Origin of the sequence: Aquabacterium sp., from assembly GCF_044226965.1 — a bacterium.
Classification (GTDB): domain Bacteria; phylum Pseudomonadota; class Gammaproteobacteria; order Burkholderiales; family Burkholderiaceae_C; genus Pseudaquabacterium.
Genome location: NZ_JBGAGA010000035.1, coordinates 43,548 through 61,273, shown reverse-complemented (window position 1 = coordinate 61,273; position 17,726 = coordinate 43,548). Strand labels below are relative to the sequence as shown.

The following is a 17,726-nucleotide window of genomic DNA, read 5'->3' as shown; positions in this document are numbered from 1 at the left end:
AGCAGGAAGGGCAGCGCGCGCTCCAGCAGCAACTGCGGCGCTTCCTCGGGGATGTAGTGGCCGCAGGGCAGGGCCTCGCCGTCCACCTCGCGCGCCACCGCGCGCCACAGCGCCAGCGGCTCGAAGCAGCGCTGCACCACGCCCTCCGCCCCCCACAGCACCCGCAGCGGCGGCTGCAGCAGGCGGCCGGCCTCGCGGTCGGCGCGGTCGTGCTCGAGGTCGATGCCGGCGGCCGCGCGGTAGTCCTCGCACAGGCCGTGCGCCGCGCCGGGCAGCGCCAGGCAGCGTTCGTACTCGGCCAGCGCGCGCGGGTCGAAGGGCTTCAGGCCCGCGCTGCGGCGGCCCATCACCTCGCGCACATAGGCCGCGGGGTCGGCCTCGATCAGGCGCTCGGGCAGCGGCGCCGGCTGGATCAGGAAGAACCAGTGCCAGTAGGCGCGCGCGAAGGCGTCGCGGGTGCCTTCGTACATTGCCAGCGTCGGCGCCACGTCCAGCAGCAGCGCGCGGCGCACGGCCTCGGGATGGTCGCCCGCCAGCCGGGCCGCGACGCGCGCGCCGCGGTCGTGCGCCAGCACCGCGAAACGCTCGTGGCCCAGCGTGCGCATCAGCACCCGCATGTCCTGCGCCATGCGGCGCTTGCTGTAGGCCAGGTGCCCGGCATCGCCGGCGGGCTTGGACGAATCTCCATAACCCCGTAAATCAGCGGCCACGACAGTGAAGCGCTGGGCCAGTGTCGGCGCCACTCGGTGCCAGATGGCGCTGGTCTGCGGGTGGCCGTGCAGCAGCAGCAGCGGCGGCCCGCTGCCGCCGGTGAGCGCGTGGATGCGCACGCCGGTGTCGGTCTCGATGTCATGGGCCGTGAAGCCGGGGAACAGGGGATGGGCGTGCATGGCGTCTCCAGGCGGCGCAGGCGGGCCGCGACCGTTCGTTCGGCGCATGGTAGGCCTGAACACAAGCGCCACAATGTCGCTTTCGGCAGTTCTTTCGTTCCCATGGGTTATCAATCGAACGACGGCTTTTCCGATCTCGCGTTCTTCGCGCACCTCGTCAAGCACGGCAGCCTGGCGGCTGCGGCGCAGCAGCTGGGCGTGACGCCGCCGGCGGTGAGCAAGCGGCTCGCGGCGATCGAGAAGCGCCTGGGCGTGCGCCTGCTGCAGCGCACGACACGCCGCATTGGCCTGACCCCCGAGGGCGAGACCTACCTGGTCGAAGGCGAGCGCGTGCTGCAGGCGCTGGACGCGCTGGAGCGCACGGTGACCGGTGGTCGTGCGCAGCCGCAGGGCCTGCTGCGCGTGTGCGCGACGCTGGGCTTCGGCCGGCGCCAGCTGGCGCCGCTGCTGTCGAAGTTCGCGCGGCGCTACCCGGAGGTGGAGGTGCAGTTGCACCTGACCGACCGGCCGGTGAACCTGATCGAGCAGGGCTTCGACCTGCAGCTGCGTTTCGGCGAACTGCCCGACGCGCGCCTGACCGCGCGGCTGCTGGCGCACAACCGGCGCGTGCTGTGCGCCGCGCCCGCCTACCTGCGCCGCGCCGGCGAGCCCAGCGCGCCGCGCGAGCTGGCGCGGCATGCCTGCCTGTTCATCCGCGAGAGCGACGAGACCTTCGGCAGCTGGCACCTGCGCGCCGGTGGCCGGCACGAGACGGTGAAGGTGCGCGGCCCGCTCGCCGCCAACGATGGCGAATGCGTGCTCGGCTGGGCGCTGGACGGCCACGGCATCCTGATGCGCTCGCTGTGGGAAGCCGCGCCGATGCTGCGCTCGGGCCGGCTGCGGCCGGTGCTGCCCGACTGGCAGCTGCCGCCGGCCGACCTCTACGCGGTGTTCCCGACGCGCAGCCACCTGTCGGCCAAGACGCGCGCGCTGGTGGACTTCCTGCTCGCGGCCTTCGAGCCGCACCGGGCGGATGCGGACGGCGGATGGTAATGCCTGAAAGACGCGTCAGTCCGCCTGCGCCAGCAGCACGGCCGGCAGCGCCGCCAGCCGCAGCACCGGGTAGCGCCGGCATTCGGGCTCGGCGTAGCGCTGCGCGGCGAGGAACAGGAAGCCCAGCACCGCCTGCGGATCGTCCAGCTGATCCGGATGCGTGGCCTGCCAGGCCGCGAAACGTTCGCGCAGGCCGGGCTCGGTGGCCAGCAGGCGCTCGGCTTCGTCCTCGAACACGTAGTCGCTGAAGCCTTCCTTCTTGTCGAGCACGCTGTCGAAGAAGGCCCAGCGGAAGAAGCTGTCGACACCCAGGGGTTCGAGCACCTCGACGACGAAGCGGTCCATCGGGCCGCCCAGCGGGACCAGCCAGTCGCCCGCGGCCACCGCGGCGTCCAGCGGCTCGGCCTGCAGCTCGAGCGCATCGTGCAGGTGGCGGCCTTCGAACGGCACGCGCCGCTTCTCGAAGTGCGTGATGCGGTACGCCTCGGCCTGCACCCGGCCGGCGCGGGCGATGCGCTGCAGCGGCACGCCATGGGCCTGCAGCCGCACGGCCACGTCATGCCAGGCCTGCGGCAGCAGGTAGGCCCGCGGCGGCAGCACGCTAGCCATGGCCGCGTAACGATCGTGGTAGGGGATGTCGCGCTGCCAGGGTGCCGAGCGGTCGTAGCGCAGGCGCTGGTAGCGGCCGAGCCGGCTGGGTTCGTAGACCGCGCGGTAGCCGCTGAAGCGGAACGGCCGGCTGTGCGCGGCATCCAGCTGCCACTGCAAGGGCACCGGGGCACCGGCCGCGATGGCCGCGCGGTCGGCTGCCCGTGCGGCGCGGATCGCGTCGCCTTGGGCGACGGTCCAGGCCAGCGCGCAGTCCACCAGTGCACGGGTGCTGTGGTAGCGCGCGCTGAAGTCCTTCAGCATGTGCGTCTCGGGCATGAAGCCGATGCAGTGGTGCAGCGCCGCGTAGCCGGTGGAAAAGCGCGGCGTGTCCAGGAAGTCGGCGATGCCGTCGTCGGGAATCTCCTTCACCGGATTGACGTAGGGACACATCGCAAAGCCGCGCGCGGCCATGCCGGCATACAGCGCCGGCAGCATCGCGTCGCGCAGGTGCGCGCCGGTGCGGCCGCCCAGCTTGTCGGGCTGGGTCGGAATGAGCGTCAGCACATGCTGGTAGTCGGCGCCGTTGGAGGTGTGGGTGTCGACCATCACGTCCGGGTCCCAACGCGTGAAGACGCTGGCGAAGGTCCGTGCGTTCAGGCTGTCGAGCTTGATGAAGTCGCGGTTCAGGTCCAGGTGGCGCGCATTGCCGCGGAAGCCGAAGGCCTCGGGGCCGTTCTGGTTCACGCGGCTGGTGGTGCCGCGGTTCAGCAGGCCGTCGACGTTGTAGGCCGGGATGTACACCAGCACCGTGCGGCCCAGCGCGGCGCGGCGCTCGGCATCGAGGCACAGGTCGCGCAGCAGCGCCATGCAGGCGTCGATGCCTTCGGGCTCGCCGGGGTGGATGCCGTTGTTGTTGAAGAACACCGGCCGGCCCGCGGCCTTGATCGCGGCGGAGTCGAACACGCCGTCGGCCGAGAACACGCCGCAGTGCAGCGGCACGCCGCCGTCGGAGTGGCCGACCTCGTCGAAGCGCAGCCACTGCGGAAAGGCCGCTGCCAGCCGTTGGTGAAAGGCGATGCAGGCGGCCCAGGTGGTGGTCTGGTTGCCGTTGCCTTGCTCGAAGGGGGTGGACCAGTCGGAATGCATGAAGGCAGGGAGGGGGCTTGACGCGGGGGTGGGGGCATTGTGCGGCGGCGGCGATCACGCGGTGTACAAGACGAGCCCATGAACACGTCGCTTCCGCCCCGCACCGACTTCGACCCCGAACTCTGGTGCCTGTTCGACCAGTACGTGCATGGCGACATCGACCGCCGTGCCTTCCTCGACCGCGCCGGGCGCTTTGCGGCGGCCGCCGGCACCACCGCCGCCGGGCTGCTGGCGGCACTGAGTCCGGACTTCGCCCGTGCGCAGAAAGTGGCGCCCGGCGATGCGCGGCTGTAGGCCGAGTTCGTCGAGTTCGCATCGCCGGCCGGCTACGGCCGGGTGCGCGCCTATGTCGTGCGGCCGGTGCAGGCCGCGGGGCCCTTGCCGGTGGTGCTGGTGGCGCACGAGAACCGCGGTCTCAACCCGCACATCGAGGACGTTGCGCGCCGGCTGGCGCTGGAGCAGTTCATCGCGGTGGCGCCCGATGCGCTGTTCCCGCTGGGCGGCTACCCCGGCGACGAGGACAAGGCGCGCGAGCGCTTCGCGACGCTGGACCAGGCCAGGACGCGCGAGGACTTCGCCGCCGCCGCGGCCTGGGCGCAGGGCGTGGCCGGCGGCAACGGCAAGCTCGGCGTGGTGGGCTTCTGCTGGGGCGGCGGCATGGCCAACTTCCTGGCCGCGCGCGTGAGCGCCGTGCGCGCCGCAGCACCGTTCTACGGCGCGCCGGCACCGGCCGACCAGGTGGCGCACATCCAGGCCGAACTGGTGCTGGCCTTCGCCGACAACGACGAGCGCATCAACGCCGCCTGGCCCGGCTACGAGGCCGCGCTGAAGGCCGCCGGCGTGAAGTACGAAGCCCATCGCTACCCCGGCACGCAGCACGGCTTCAACAACGACACGACGCCGCGCTTCGACGCCGCGGCCGCGCAGCAGGCCTGGGGGCGCATGCTGGCGCTGTTCAACCGCGTGCTGCGGTGAGGCCTGCTGGCAGCCCCCCGCGGCGGCAGTGGCTGATCGCGGCCGCGGCGGCGCTGGCGGTTCCGGCGACCGGGGCGACCGGGGCCGCGGCGGCTGCCGAGGTCGGCTTTCCGCGGCGACCGCTCCACCTCGTCGTCGCGGCACCGCCGGGCGGACCTTCGGACGCGCTGGCGCGCATGCTGGCCGACGAGATGGGGCGGCTGCTCGGCCAGCCGATGATCATCGACAACAAGCCGGGCGCCGGTGGCCTGCTGGCCGCGGAGGCCGTGGCGCGCGCGCCGGCCGACGGCCACGTGCTGATGCTGTCCTGGATCGGCAACACCACCGCGCAGACGCTCACGCCGCGCACCGGGCTCGACATCCGGGACGACTTCGTGCACATCACGCAGCTGGTGGCCGGCACCAATGTGCTGGTGTTGCCGCCCGGTGGTGAACGGTCGCTGGCCGAGCTGCTGGCGCGGGCCCGGGCGAGGCCGGGGCACCTGAGCTATGCCAGTGCCGGCAATGCCAGCTCGGGCCACCTGGCGATGGAGATGCTGAAGCAGCGCGCCGGCGTGTCGCTGGTGCACGTGCCCTACCGGGGCGGCGCCCCGGCGCTCACCGATCTGCTGGCCGGCCGGGTCGACCTGATGTTCCTGAACCAGGACGCGGTGCTGCCCTACCTGCCGCAGGGCCGGCTGCTGGCGCTGGCCGTCAGCAGCCGCGAGCGCCTGGCCCTGCTGCCCGCGGTGCCGACGGTGGCCGAGTGCGGCTTCCCGGGATTCCAGGCCACCACCTGGGCCGGGCTCTCGGCGCCCCGCGGCACCCCGGCCGCGGTGGTGCGCCAGCTGTACCGCAGCGCGCGGCAGGCGCTGCAGGGGCCGATGCGCGAGCGCCAGGCGGCGCTCGGGGCCCAGGTGATCGCGTCCAGCCCGGCGCAGTTCACCGAGTTCGTGCGCCACGAGACGGCCCAGTGGGCCGGCGTGATCCGGGCTGCCGGCATCACCGCCGACTGAGCCGGCGCCGGGCGGCGGCCGCGCCGCCGCCGTGGCCGCTTACTTGCAGGTGTAGCTGGCCGCTGCGGTCACCGCGCCGCTGCCGCCGTAGCTGGCCTTCTGCGGGTAGACGCACAGCGGCATGCTGACGCTGCCGTCGCCCGAGCTGACCTCGATGCGCGAGGGCGCGATGCCTTTCTCGACCCAGTCGCGCAGCGCACTGAACAGCTCGTCGCGGCCGCTCACCGGCTGCGGTAGCGGCACCTTGCCGGGGTTGAGCAGCGCGCCCGTGGCCGGGTCGATCGAGCCGGCCAGCGCGAAGGTGCTGTCGTGTGCCAGGCCCGGGATCAGGAACAGGCGGTTGAACTTCTGCACCTCGCCGTTGCCGCCCATCGCCGCCGAGACGCGGGTGAAGTAGTTGATCGAGCCCTGCGGCATGATCTTGTCGTCGGCCAGGCCGTGGTAGCTCAGCACCTTGACGCCGGCATCACGCACCCCGCTGAGGTCCGTGCTGTCGGTGTTGATGTTGCTGAAGTACGGCTGCAGCGCCAGGCCCTGCGCATAGGCATTGGCCAGGCCGGCGTAGTCCAGTGCTTTCCAGCCGCTGGCGCCGTTGCCGGTGGCATTGGTGAAGTTGCTGCCGGCGATGCGCGGGTCCTGCAGCTCCAGCGCCACCTGGTCGCTGGCAATCGGGAACGGGTTCGTCCCGGCCAGCGACAGCGCCAGGCTGGTGCCGCGCGTGAGGCCCCACCACAGGTGGTCGGCGCTGCCCAGCGTCGCGCTGCCGCCGTTGTCGGCCTGCGGGTCGGGCACGCTGCCGTCGGCGGTCTGGCCGTACCAGATCTGGTTGATCGCGCGGGCCTCCTTCAGGCTCACGCAGGCGGCGCTGCTGCTGGCGCCGGTGGTGCCGTTGCCGGCCACGCCGCTGCACAGCACGCTGGCGTCCCGGGTGGCGTCGTAGCGGCATTGCAGCGGGTCGAGCAGGAAGCCCAGTCCCAGCGCATCGCAGGACTTCACCGCCGCGCCGCTGACCAGCGCCAGCTTGGCCGCGGCCAGCGGCCCGCCCAGCTCGCGCTGCATCACCACCTGCGGGTAGAGCTCGGCCGTGATGAAGCGGCTCCAGTTGAAGGCCGGCGCGCCGGCCAGGATGCCGTCGAAGTCCTTCGGGTACTTCTGCGCGATCTTGTAGCCCTGGCGGCCGCCGGTGGAGAAGCCGTCCCAGTAGGCCCGCTCCTGCGCGCTGGCGTAGTAGGCCTTGACCAGGGCCTTGGTCTTGTCGGCCAGCTCGTGCATGCTGCGCTCGGCGAAGTCCTGCCACAGCACGGTGTTGAGGCTGCCGTCGGGGTTCATCGCGAACGAACCGTTGTTCAGCGGCGCATGGCCGTGGTCCGATGCGCTGAAGGCATAACCCTTCTTCAGCGCGGCGAAGAAGATGGCGCGCGAGCCCACCTGCGCCACGTCGGCATGGGGGCCGCCGGCCCAGCCGCCGCTGCCGAAGACACGGATGATCCTGTTCCACGCCCCGGCGGCGGGCAGCCACACCTCGATGCCGATGCCGGCCGAGGTGGACGGCGCACCGGCCGGCCCGGGGTTGCCCGGGCCCACCAGCAGCTTCACCAGGCAGACATCGGCCGGCGCCACCGGTGGGGCCGGCGTGGCCGGCGTGCCCGGCAGTGCGATCGCGTCGCCGGCCTTGAAGGCCTTGACCAGCGTGACCGTGGTGTTGGCGTCGGGCTTGAAGGCGGCCTTGATGCCATCGTCGCAGGCCAGGGGCGCGGCCGGTGCGGGGGCGGGCGCCGGCGCCGGGTCAGCGGTGTCGCTGCCGCCGCAGCCGCCCAGCGCTGCGCCAAGGCACAGCAGGGTCATCCAGGTGCGCGCCTGCGCCCCGGTCGAGGGTCGGTTCATGGGTGTCTCCGTGGTCTGTTGGGGGGGGGCCGGCCGGACCGCATCTTCCCAACAGCAGGCATCGAAGACCAATGAAAATCGACCGCCCAGTATTAGACTCTTCGATACCATGCTGCCCACTGCCTCTGCCTTGCTCAACCGGCTGCTGGCGCGCGGCAAGTTCCGCCATGTGCAGGTGCTGCTGAAGCTGGCACAGCTGGGCAGCGTGCAACGCACCGCCACGGCGGTGGGCATGACGCAGTCCTCGGTCACGCAGTCGCTGGCCTACATCGAGGGCCTGCTCGAGACCTCGCTGTTCCAGCGCCATGCGCGCGGCGTCCGGCCGACGGCGCTGTGCAACGAGCTGGTGCCGGTGCTGCGCCAGCTGATGCAGGGCATGACGCAGGGCGCCGAGCTGGTGGCCGCGTTCCAGCGCCGCGGCGAAGGCGTGGTGCGGCTGGTGGCCTCGGGCTCGGCGATCAACGGCCTGCTCGAAGCCGCGCTGGTGCAGTTCGCGCGGCGCGTGCCGGCGATCGAGGTCCACCTGCGCGAGGCGGAGGCCGAGGAACTGTTGCTGGCCATTGCCCACGGCGAAGTCGACCTGATGGTCTGCCGCCGCCCCGAGAGCGCCCCCGAGGGCTGGCACTTCGTGCCGCTGCTGGACGACCAGCTGGTGGTCACCTGCGGACCGCGGCATCCACTGGCGCAGCGTCGCCGTGTCGGCGAGGCCGACCTGGCCCACCACGGCTGGGTGCTGGCGCCGGCCGGGTCCCTGGCGCGCGAGCGCTTCGACGCCATGGCCGCGACCTGGTCCGCAGCCCCGCGCACGTTGCCGCTGGTCACGCGCAACATGACCCTGCTGGTGCGCTTGATGCAGGAGCACGAGGCCCTGACCCTGCTGCCCCTGAGCTTCGTGCGGCAGCGGCTGGCGCGTGGCGACATCCGCGTGGTCAAGGGTGCGCCGGCCCACCCCTTGCGGCCGATCGGCCTGCTGCAGCCGGCAGCCATGAGCGAGGCAGCCGCGCGGCTGGCGAGCTTCCTGGTCAAGGCCGCCGACACGCCGCGGCGCGCCCGCGCCTGAGCCCGCCCCAGGGCCCGTCCCAACGCGGACAATCCGCCGATGGACCCCTTCGGCTTCGCCGCCACCAAGATCCAGCCGCCGCGGCCACGCGGCCTGCGTGTCGAGCGGCCGGCGCTCGGCGCCGCGCTGGGGCGTGCGCTGCGCGAGCGCCGCGTGGTGCTGCTGCAGGCGCCGGCAGGCTTTGGCAAGACCTCGGCGCTGGTGGCGCAGCTGGCGGCGTTGCCGGGCGGCACGGCGCAGGCCTGGATCTCGCTGGACGAGGACGATGACGCCCAGCGTGTGGTGGCCTGCCTGGTGGCGGCGCTCGAGCCCTTCGACCTGCCCTGGCGCACCGCGCCCGAGGCGCTGGTGATGCTGGCCGACGACCCCGGCGCCGGCGTGCGGCGCGCGCTGGTGGAGTTGCTCAACGCGCTGGCCGCGGCCGAGGTGCCGCGCGGCGTGATCGTGTTCGACGACCTGCACCGCGTGGCGCTGGCCGAGACCCATGCGCTGCTGCAGGGCCTGATCGACCGGCTGCCGCCGCAGTGGACCGTGGTGCTGTCCAGCCGCGTCGAGCCGCCGCTGGCGCTGGCGCGCTGGCGCGCGGCCGGTGAGCTGGCGGCGTTCGAGCAGGCGGACCTGCGCTTCAGCGCGCCGGAGGTGCAGGCGCTGGCGCAGCTCGAGCAGCTGGCCCCGGCGCAGGCCGCCGCGCTGTACGAACGGACCCAGGGCTGGCCCGCGGCGCTGCGCCTGTGCCTGGTGGCGCTGCGCGCGCGGCCGGCTGACGCCAGCGCCGGCCCGCTGGTGGACCGCCACCTGTTCGACTACCTGGCCAGCGAGGTGCTCGACCAGATGCCGCCCGCCCTGCACGACTTCCTGGTGCGCTGCGCGGTGCTGCCGACGCTCACCGCCGAGCGGGCGGCGCGCGTCAGCGGCGACGCGCAGGCGGCCCGGTGGCTGGACGAGATCGAGCGCCGCGGACTGTTCGTCACCGTGCTCGACGGCCCCGATCGCACGCTGGTGCTGCACGAGCTGTTCCGCGACGCGCTGTCGCGCCGGCTGCAGCAGCGGCTGGCCGGCGAGCTGCCGGCGCTGCTGCAGCGCGCCGCCGCGACCGAGCCCGACACGCTGCGCCGCGTCGGCTACCTGCTGCGCGCGGGCGACTGGCCTGCGGCCCAGGCGGTGCTGCTGGCGGCGGCACCGGAGCTGTTCGTGCAGGGCGCCGCCGGCGAGGTGCAGCGCCTGGTCGACCAGTTCCCGACCGACTGGCTGCAGCGCGCGGCACCGCTGCTGCGCTGGCGCGCGATGGCCCATTGCCTGCGCTGGCGCTATGCGGCGATGGCCGCCGACCTCGAGGCGGCGGTGCAGGCGGCCGATGGCGACGATGACGAGCGCCAGCAGGCCCAGGCGCTGCTCGAATCGGCCTATGCGCCGCTGGGTCGCCATGCCGAGGCGCAGGCCCTGCTCGAGCGCCTGCACCGCGAGCCGCTGGCGCCCGGCGCACGCCTGCTGCTGCCGCTGTCGGACTGTTCGCAGCACTTCGTGCGCGGCGAGCACGAGGCCATGCGCCAGGCCTGGTGCCGGGTGCTGGACGCGCTGGCGCAGACCGACTCGCTGTACGCCTGGTGGGGCTGCATGCCGCCGGCCACCTGGGCCAGCGCGCGCGGCATGCGGCCGCTGATCGAGCGCTACTTCGCCGGCGTGCAGCGGCTGCTGGGCGAGCGCGTGCTGCCGATGACCGTGGAGCTGCGGGTGAACCAGGCCTTTGCCCGGCTGTGGGCCGGGCAGCTGGCGCAGGCCGCGGCCGATGCGCAGCGGGTGGAGGAAGACCTGCGCTGGCTGGGCGCCTCGACCGACACCGAGATGAGCCTGCACCTGCTGCAGGCGCTGCTGGACGCGATCGGTGGCCGGGCGCAGCCGGCCCTGCGCCGACTCGAGGCGCTGCTGGCCCACGAGGAAAGCAATGCCGACCCGCGACGGCGCCAGGTGTGGCGGCAGCGGGTGGGCGACTGGGGGCTGCGCGTCGCCGACACCCTGGGCGGCGACGAGGCCGCGCTGCAGCGCTGGGCCGTGCTGGCCGATGGCACGGCGCCCGCCGCGCGCTTCCGCCTGGCCGCGGCGGGCCAGCGCTGGGCCGAGGCGGCGGCGGCCTTCACCGACACGCTGCAGGCGCAGCTGCCGCGCATCGACGTCTTCGGCCAGGCCATCGAGCTGCAGCTGCGCGCCGGCCATGCGCTGCTGCGCTGCGGGCGCATGGCCGAAGCGGCGCAGGCGCTGCGGCCCGCGCTGCAGCGCATGGTGCAGGAGGGCGACGCCGCGCATGCGCTGCTGTGCGGACCGCAGGTGCTGCGTACTTTGGACGCCAGCGACTGGGGTGCGCTGCTGGCGCCCGGGCTGCGCGCCGCGCTGCAGGCGGCTGCCGCGCAGGCCGCCGCGCTGCGCACCGGTGCCGACGCACCGCGCGATGACGCTGACGCACCGCGCGATGGCGCCGCCGAAGCCAGTGCGGCCACCGCACCCCTGCCGCTGCTGCGGCTGAGCGCGCGCGAACGCCAGGTGCTGCAGCAGATGGCCGCCGGCGAGTCGAACAAGCTGATCGCGCGCACCCTCGCGCTCAGCCCGCACACGGTCAAGCGCCACGTCGCCAACATCCTGGACAAGCTCGGCGTGGCCTCGCGCGGACAGGCCGGTGCCTGGCTGCGCGCGCATTCCGAGGCCTGAACGCCGCGCTGGAGGAACCCCACCATGACACCACGCCATGTCCTGATCGCGGGCGCCACCGGCCTGGTCGGGCGCGAACTGCTGCAAGGCCTGCTGGCCGATGCCAGCGTGCAGCGGGTGCACAGCCTGGGCCGCCGCGCGCCGGCGCTGGCGCATGCCAAGCTGGTGCCGCACATCGTCGACTTCGCGGCCTTGCCGCCGCTGCCCGCCTGCGACGAGGTCTACCTGGCGCTGGGCACGACGATCAAGGTGGCCGGCAGCCAGGCCGCCCTCCGCGCCGTGGACCACGATGCCAACCTCGCGGTGGCGCGCGCCGCGCAGCAGGCCGGGGCGCGGCGTGCGGGCCTGGTCAGCGCGATGGGCGCGAGCGCGCGCTCCGGCGTCTTCTACAACCGCGTGAAGGGTGAGCTGGAAGACGACCTGGCGCGGCTGGGCTTCGATGCCTTGGTCATCGCGCGGCCTTCGCTGCTGGTGGGCGACCGCAGCGCGCTGGGCCAGCCCGCGCGGCCGGGCGAGCGCATCGGCTTCGCCGTCGGCCAGGCGCTGGGTTTCCTGGTGCCGGCGAACTATCGCCCGATTGACGCGGCCAAGGTCGCGGCCGCGTTGCTGGCTCAGGTGCCGCGTGCGAGCGGGCGCCGGGTGCTGCTGTCCGGCGAAATGCAGCGCGGCTCGGCCTGACGGCGGCTCAAGGTTTCCCCACAGCAGCCGATGACAGGGGGTGGATTCCTTTCTTGCCCAACTGTCGGCCGTGGTGCCGGCCGCCAAGACGCTCGAAGAGCTCACTCGTCCGCTGCTGGACATGCTGGCGGTCGCCACCGGCATGGAGTCGACCTACCTGACGGCGGTGGACAGCGAGGCGAACCTGCAGCAGGTGCAGTTCGCCCGCAATGCCGATGCGGATTTCACGATACCCGAAGGCCTGTCGGTGCCCTGGGCCGACACCCTGTGCAAGCGTGCGCTCGACGAGGGCCGACCCTTCACCGACCAGGTCGCCGACCGCTGGGGCGATTCGGACGCCGCACGCGCGCTGGGCATCCGCAGCTATGTCAGCGCGCCGATCCGCGGTGACGATGGCGAACTGATCGGCACGTTGTGCGCCGCCAGCCCGCAGCGGCGTCCGCTGGCGCCCGGTGCCGAGAACATGCTGCGCCTGTTCTCAACGCTGATCGGCCAACTGGTGCAGCGTGATCGCCTGGTCGAGCGGCTGCGCGCCAGCAACACGACGCTGGCCTCGTACGCACTGACCGACCCGCTGACCGGCCTGCCGAACCGCCGCGCGCTGGTCGACGAACTGCAGCGCCTGCTGGCCCGTGGTGTGCGCGAACACGGCCGCGTGCTGGTGGGCCTGATCGACCTCGATGGTTTCAAGGCCATCAACGACACGCATGGCCACGCGTTGGGCGATGCGTTCCTGCAGCATGCCGCGCAGCGCCTGGCCGGCGCGCTGCGTGCCACCGACATGCTGGCCCGCCTGGGCGGCGACGAATTCGTGATCGTCGGGCCGGCGCCGGCCCAGCACGCCGACGCCGCGGCGCGTGCGCTGCAGGCCCGTTGCGAGGCGGTGCTGGTCGGCCCGTTCGCGAGCGGCGAGGTGGGCTTCCACTATGCCGGCGCGAGTGCCGGCGTGATCGCCGTCGACCCGCAGGGCGTCAATGCCGACGACGCGCTGCGCCTGGCCGATGCGGCGATGTACGACGTCAAGCGCCTGCGCCGCCTGGCGCTGGCTGCCCGCCTGTTGGCCGAACCGCTCGCCGCCGTCGCCCGCGGCTGAGCGGCAACCGCCGCGTCCAGCGTGTTGCTCAGGCGTCCAGCGCGCCGAGGATCAAGGTGTGCGACCGCCCCAGCCACAGCGCGCTGTCGCGGTGGTCGCGCAGCGCGTCGTCGGTGTTCGGGTGGATGAAGACATCGAGCGCGCCATGGTTCAGCGCCAGCCAGCCGACGATGGAGGCGAACTGCTCGGGCGCGAAGGCCAGCTGGTAGCTCCACATCGGGTGCGGCCCCACCGGCTGCTCGTGGAAGCGGCCCATCTCGAAGCGGCCGGCGAGTTCGCGCGCGACCTGCTCGCGCAGCGCCCAGGCCGCGTCGCGCGTGGCGGCGTCGAAGTACACATGGGCATGCCAGCTGCCGATGGCGGTGGCGGGGTTCAAGGGCTGCATGCGGACCATCGTAGCCGCGCGGCCGGTGCTGCGGTAGCGGGCTATCGCGGCCATTGAGAGGCTTGCGTTGATCGGCCCGGGGCCGGCTCCTAGACTGAGTTCACCCCATCACCCGCCGCTTCAGGAGATCGTCATGTCCACCGCATCCAAGTGCCCGTTCTCGGGCCATGCCCCCGCGCATACCCGGGCCGGCGCCAAGGGCAATGCCGCCTGGTGGCCGGAGCAGCTGAACCTGGCCATCCTGCACCAGCGCCCGCCCGCCTCGAACCCGATGGGCGAGGGCTTCGACTACGCCCAGGCCTTCCAAGCCCTGGACCTCGACGCGGTCATTGCCGACCTGAAGGCGCTGATGACCGATTCGCAGGACTGGTGGCCGGCCGACTTCGGCCACTATGGTCCGCTGTTCGTGCGCATGGCCTGGCACTCGGCCGGCACCTACCGCGTGCAGGACGGCCGCGGCGGCGCCGGCTCGGGCTCGCAGCGCTTCGCGCCGCTGAACAGCTGGCCCGACAACGGCAACCTGGACAAGGCGCGCCGGCTGCTGTGGCCGGTCAAGCAGAAGTACGGTCGCAGCCTCTCGTGGGCCGACCTGATGATCCTGGCCGGCAACGTCGCGCTCGAATCGATGGGCTTCAAGACCTTCGGCTTCGCCGGTGGCCGCGTCGACATCTGGGAACCCGAGACCGACATCGACTGGGGCCCGGAGAGCACCTGGCTCGGCGACCAGCGCTACAGCGGGGAGCGCGAGCTCGCCAACCCGCTGGGCGCGGTGCAGATGGGCCTGATCTACGTGAACCCGCAGGGCCCGAACGGCAACCCCGACCCGGTGGCCGCGGCGCGCGACATCCGCGAGACCTTCGCCCGCATGGCGATGAACGACGAGGAGACGGTCGCGCTGATCGCCGGCGGCCACACCTTCGGCAAGACCCACGGCGCCGGCCCCGAATCGCATGTCGGCCGCGAGCCCGAGGCCGCGAGCATTGAAGAGCAGGGCTTCGGCTGGAAAAGCAGCTTCGGCAGCGGCAAGGGCGGCGACGCCATCACCAGCGGCCTGGAAGTCACCTGGACCACCACGCCCACGCGCTGGAGCAACAACTTCTTCGAGAACCTGTTCGGCTACGAATGGGAACTGAGCAAGAGCCCGGCCGGCGCGCACCAGTGGGTGGCCAAGGGCGGCACGCCGGTGATCCCCGACGCGCACGACCCGGCCCGCAAGCACCTGCCGACGATGCTGACCACCGACCTCTCGCTGCGCTTCGACCCGGCCTACGAGAAGATCTCGCGCCGCTTCCTGGCCCATCCCGAGCAGTTTGCCGATGCCTTCGCCCGCGCCTGGTTCAAGCTGACGCACCGCGACATGGGCCCGCGCAGCCGCTACCTGGGCAAGCTGGTGCCGCAGGAAACCCTGCTGTGGCAGGACCCGCTGCCGGCCGTGGACCACCCGCTGGTGAACGAGGCCGACATTGCCGCGCTGAAGGCGCAGGTGCTGGCCTCGGGCCTGAGCACCGCGCAGCTGGTGCGCACCGCCTGGGCCTCGGCCGCCACCTTCCGCGGCAGCGACAAGCGCGGCGGTGCCAATGGCGCGCGCATCCGCCTGGCGCCGCAGAAGGAATGGCCGGTGAACCAGCCGGTCGAACTGGCCCCCGTGCTGGCCAAGCTCGAAGCGATCCAGCAGGCCTTCAACGCGGCGCAGGGCGGCGGCAGGAAGATCTCGCTGGCCGACCTGATCGTGCTGGCCGGCGGCGCGGCGGTCGAGGCCGCCGCTTCAGCCGCCGGCCATACCGTCACCGTGCCGTTCACGCCCGGCCGCACCGATGCCACGCAGGACCAGACCGACGTCGACTCGTTCGCGGTGCTCGAGCCGCAGGCCGACGGCTTCCGCAACTACGTGCGTGCGGGCCTCGAAGGCGCGCAGGCCGAGCTGCTGGTCGACAAGGCCCAGCTGCTGACCCTGAGCGCGCCGGAGATGACCGTGCTGGTCGGCGGCCTGCGCGTGCTGGGCGCCAACACCGGCGGCGCGAAGCATGGCGTCTTCACGCAGCGGCCCGGCACGCTGAGCAACGACTTCTTCGTCAACCTGCTCGACATGGGCACGCAGTGGCAGAAGACCGCCACCGAAGGCGTGCTCGAAGGCCGCGACCGCCAGACCGGCGCCGTGAAGTGGACCGGCACGGTGGTCGACCTGGTGTTCGGCTCGAACTCGCAGCTGCGCGCGCTGGCCGAGGTGTACGCCAGCGCCGACGCGCAGCCGAAGTTCGTGGCCGACTTCGTCGCCGCCTGGACCAAGGTGATGAACCTCGACCGCTTCAACATCTCCTGAGCGCGCGGCCGACGGCGCCTGTCGAAAACGCCCAGGCTCGTTCGTCGTGGGGTGGACTACCCTTCATCCACCCCCGACGAGGAGCCGCCATGGCCAGAGCCACCCCCCCGAAAAAGCCTGCCGCGAAGAAGCCCGCCGCGGCCTCGCGCCAGCTGGTGATGGTGGCCACGCGCAAGGGCGCGTGGCTGTTCCATTCGGACGCCAGCCGCCGCAGCTGGCGCGCCGACGGGCCGCATTTCCTGGGCCATGTGGTCCATCACCTGCAGCTGGACCCGCGCGACGGCCGCACGCTGCTGGCTTCCGTGCGCACCGGCCACCTGGGGCCGACGATCTACCGCTCCACCGACCTCGGCCGGCGCTGGCAGGAAGCGGCGCAGCCGCCGGCCTTTGCGCAAGATGCGAACGGCCTGCCCAACCGCTCGGTCGACCACACTTTCTGGCTCGCGCCCGGCCATGCCAGCGAGCCCGACACCTGGTACGCCGGCACCTCGCCGCAGGGCCTGTTCCGCTCGGAAGACGGCGGCCAGCGCTGGACGCCGCTGGCCTCGGTCAACGACGACGCGAAGTTCCGCGAATGGATGGGCTCGGCGCAGGACGGCACGCCCGACGGCCCGAAGCTGCATTCGCTGATCATCGACCCGCGCGACGCGCAGCACCTGTACTTCGCGATGTCCAGCGGCGGCGTGCACGAATCGACCGACGGCGGCCGCAGCTGGTCGCTGCTGATCAAGGGCCTGGAGGTGGTGGAGGGTTTCGACCCGGCGACCATCACCTTCCACGACCCGCACTGCGTGCGCCTGTGCCCTGGCCACCCGGACCGGCTGTACCAGCAGAACCACTGCGGCATCTACCGGCTCGACCGGCCGGGCGACACCTGGCAGCGCATCGGCCGCAAGATGCCCAAGCGCGTGGGCGACACCGGCTTTCCGATGGTGGTGCACCCGCGCGACCCGGACATCGCCTGGGTCTTCCCGATGGATGGCAGCACGGTGTGGCCGCGCGTCAGCCCCGGCGGCCAGCCGGCCGCGTACATCACGCGCAATGGCGGCCGCACCTGGCAGCGCCAGGATGCCGGGCTGCCCGAGGCCCAGGCCTGGTGGACCATCAAGCGCCAGGCGATGACGGTGGACGCGCGGCCGAACCCTGCGCTGTACCTGGGCACCACCAGCGGCGAGCTGTGGATCGGCCGCGACGAGGGCGCGCGCTGGCAGAACATCGCGCGCCACCTGCCCGAGATCTACGCGGTCGAGGCCGCGACGCCGGCATGAAGCTGCTGGTCTCGCCCGCGCTGCGCTCGTACACCCAGGCCGCGCAGGTCGAGGTGGCGGGCGACACGCTGGCCGCGATGTTCGACGCGCTCGACCGGCGCTACCCCGGCATCCGCTTCCGCGTGGTGGACGAGCAGGGCCAGCTGCGGCCGAACATGCGCCTCTTCGTCAACGGCTTGGGCGTGCGCGACCTCACGCATGCGCTGCGGCCGGACGACGACATCGCCTTGGTGCTGGCGCTCAGCGGCGGCTGAGCTCGGGCCTCTACGGCCCGGCGGTCGCGTTGCCGCCACGCCGCGGGGCGCGCTTCGACTCCCGCGGCTGCAGCCGCTCGGCCATCGGCGGCCGTTCGCCGGTCTCGATCCAGCGGTCGAGGAAGGCGATCTTCTCGTCGATGTGCTGCAGCGCCTGCTGGCGCGCAGCCAGGTCGGCGGCGGCGCGTTCGCGGTGGGCGACGAACATCGCGCGCTGCTCGGGCAGCGTGTCTTCGCCGCGCCGCACCAGGTCGGCATAGGCCACCATCTGCGCGATCGTCATGCCGGTGCGCTTGAGCCGGTCCAGCAATGCCAGCCAGTGCACGTGCCACTCGCGGTAGTCCCGGTGGCCCGCGGCATTGCGGCGCACGCCGGGGATCAGCCGGCGCGCTTCATACCAGCGGATCGCATGCACGCTCAGGCCCGATGCCTGCGCCAGTTCGCCAATGCGCACC

Annotated in this window: 16 protein-coding genes; 11 read left to right on the top strand and 5 right to left on the bottom strand. The window is 72.8% G+C overall.

What is annotated here, in order from left to right; genetic code table 11:
• On the bottom strand, positions 1-890 hold an 890-nt coding region (locus tag ACILR4_RS16615; RefSeq protein ID WP_395701971.1), incomplete at its 3' end, for an alpha/beta fold hydrolase.
• A gap of 102 nt (positions 891-992) precedes the next feature.
• On the opposite strand from ACILR4_RS16615, the gene ACILR4_RS16610 reads away from it, so the two are divergent.
• Entirely contained in the window at positions 993-1,922 is a 930-nt protein-coding gene (locus tag ACILR4_RS16610; protein WP_395701970.1) for a LysR family transcriptional regulator, read from the top strand.
• 15 nt (positions 1,923-1,937) lie between these two features.
• Here ACILR4_RS16610 and ACILR4_RS16605 read toward each other — a convergent pair whose 3' ends face one another.
• The gene (locus ACILR4_RS16605; protein WP_395701969.1) at positions 1,938-3,659 is read right to left on the bottom strand and encodes a M14 family zinc carboxypeptidase; all 1,722 of its coding nucleotides are present in this window, start codon (positions 3,657-3,659) and stop codon (positions 1,938-1,940) included.
• A 78-nt stretch (positions 3,660-3,737) separates the two neighbouring features.
• Here ACILR4_RS16605 and ACILR4_RS16600 point away from each other — a divergent pair, with 78 nt between their 5' ends.
• The 3 genes from ACILR4_RS16600 to ACILR4_RS16590 are packed head-to-tail and all read left to right on the top strand — an operon-like array spanning position 3,738 to position 5,629.
• Positions 3,738-3,953, top strand: coding sequence for a hypothetical protein (locus tag ACILR4_RS16600; protein ID WP_395701968.1), 216 nt, complete (start codon positions 3,738-3,740; stop codon positions 3,951-3,953).
• A gap of 42 nt (positions 3,954-3,995) precedes the next feature.
• Positions 3,996-4,634 (top strand): dienelactone hydrolase family protein, encoded by a 639-nt coding sequence (locus ACILR4_RS16595; protein ID WP_395701967.1) that lies wholly within the window; start codon positions 3,996-3,998, stop codon positions 4,632-4,634.
• Positions 4,631-5,629 carry a tripartite tricarboxylate transporter substrate-binding protein gene (locus ACILR4_RS16590; RefSeq protein ID WP_395701966.1) on the top strand — a complete coding sequence of 333 codons (999 nt, stop codon included), beginning with the start codon at positions 4,631-4,633 and terminating at the stop codon, positions 5,627-5,629. Before ACILR4_RS16595 ends, ACILR4_RS16590 begins: the two co-directional genes overlap by 4 nt.
• A gap of 39 nt (positions 5,630-5,668) precedes the next feature.
• Here the strand turns inward: ACILR4_RS16590 and ACILR4_RS16585 are convergent, their stop codons facing one another.
• Complete coding sequence (locus tag ACILR4_RS16585; RefSeq protein WP_395701965.1) at positions 5,669-7,513, bottom strand: tannase/feruloyl esterase family alpha/beta hydrolase; 1,845 nt, start codon at positions 7,511-7,513, stop codon at positions 5,669-5,671.
• 109 nt (positions 7,514-7,622) lie between these two features.
• Here ACILR4_RS16585 and ACILR4_RS16580 point away from each other — a divergent pair, with 109 nt between their 5' ends.
• From ACILR4_RS16580 to ACILR4_RS16565, 4 genes are read left to right on the top strand one after another with little or no spacing between them, the layout of a single operon-like run.
• Complete coding sequence (locus tag ACILR4_RS16580; protein ID WP_395701964.1) at positions 7,623-8,573, top strand: LysR family transcriptional regulator; 951 nt, start codon at positions 7,623-7,625, stop codon at positions 8,571-8,573.
• A 39-nt stretch (positions 8,574-8,612) separates the two neighbouring features.
• Positions 8,613-11,273 carry a LuxR C-terminal-related transcriptional regulator gene (locus ACILR4_RS16575; protein WP_395701963.1) on the top strand — a complete coding sequence of 887 codons (2,661 nt, stop codon included), beginning with the start codon at positions 8,613-8,615 and terminating at the stop codon, positions 11,271-11,273.
• Positions 11,274-11,297: 24 nt separating this feature from the next.
• The gene (locus tag ACILR4_RS16570) at positions 11,298-11,951 is read left to right on the top strand and encodes a nucleoside-diphosphate sugar epimerase (protein WP_395701962.1); all 654 of its coding nucleotides are present in this window, start codon (positions 11,298-11,300) and stop codon (positions 11,949-11,951) included.
• A gap of 40 nt (positions 11,952-11,991) precedes the next feature.
• The gene (locus ACILR4_RS16565) at positions 11,992-13,044 is read left to right on the top strand and encodes a GGDEF domain-containing protein (protein WP_395701961.1); all 1,053 of its coding nucleotides are present in this window, start codon (positions 11,992-11,994) and stop codon (positions 13,042-13,044) included.
• Positions 13,045-13,072: 28 nt separating this feature from the next.
• Here ACILR4_RS16565 and ACILR4_RS16560 read toward each other — a convergent pair whose 3' ends face one another.
• Entirely contained in the window at positions 13,073-13,429 is a 357-nt protein-coding gene (locus ACILR4_RS16560; protein ID WP_395701972.1) for a DOPA 4,5-dioxygenase family protein, read from the bottom strand.
• 133 nt (positions 13,430-13,562) lie between these two features.
• Here ACILR4_RS16560 and katG point away from each other — a divergent pair, with 133 nt between their 5' ends.
• The 3 genes from katG (at position 13,563) to ACILR4_RS16545 (ending at position 17,271) form a co-directional block, all read left to right on the top strand.
• A complete protein-coding gene (gene katG / locus ACILR4_RS16555) occupies positions 13,563-15,749 on the top strand; it encodes a catalase/peroxidase HPI (RefSeq protein WP_395701960.1) in 2,187 nt (728 codons plus the stop codon).
• Positions 15,750-15,838: 89 nt separating this feature from the next.
• A complete protein-coding gene (locus ACILR4_RS16550) occupies positions 15,839-17,017 on the top strand; it encodes a WD40/YVTN/BNR-like repeat-containing protein (RefSeq protein WP_395701959.1) in 1,179 nt (392 codons plus the stop codon).
• On the top strand, positions 17,014-17,271 hold the full coding sequence (locus ACILR4_RS16545; protein ID WP_395701958.1) for a MoaD/ThiS family protein: 258 nt from the start codon (positions 17,014-17,016) through the stop codon (positions 17,269-17,271). The genes ACILR4_RS16550 and ACILR4_RS16545 overlap by 4 nt, the downstream gene beginning before the upstream one ends.
• Before the next feature lie 10 nt (positions 17,272-17,281).
• Here ACILR4_RS16545 and ACILR4_RS16540 read toward each other — a convergent pair whose 3' ends face one another.
• Positions 17,282-17,725, bottom strand: a complete 444-nt coding sequence (locus ACILR4_RS16540) for a MerR family transcriptional regulator (protein WP_395701957.1) — start codon at positions 17,723-17,725, stop codon at positions 17,282-17,284.
• Position 17,726: the final 1 nt, after the last annotated feature.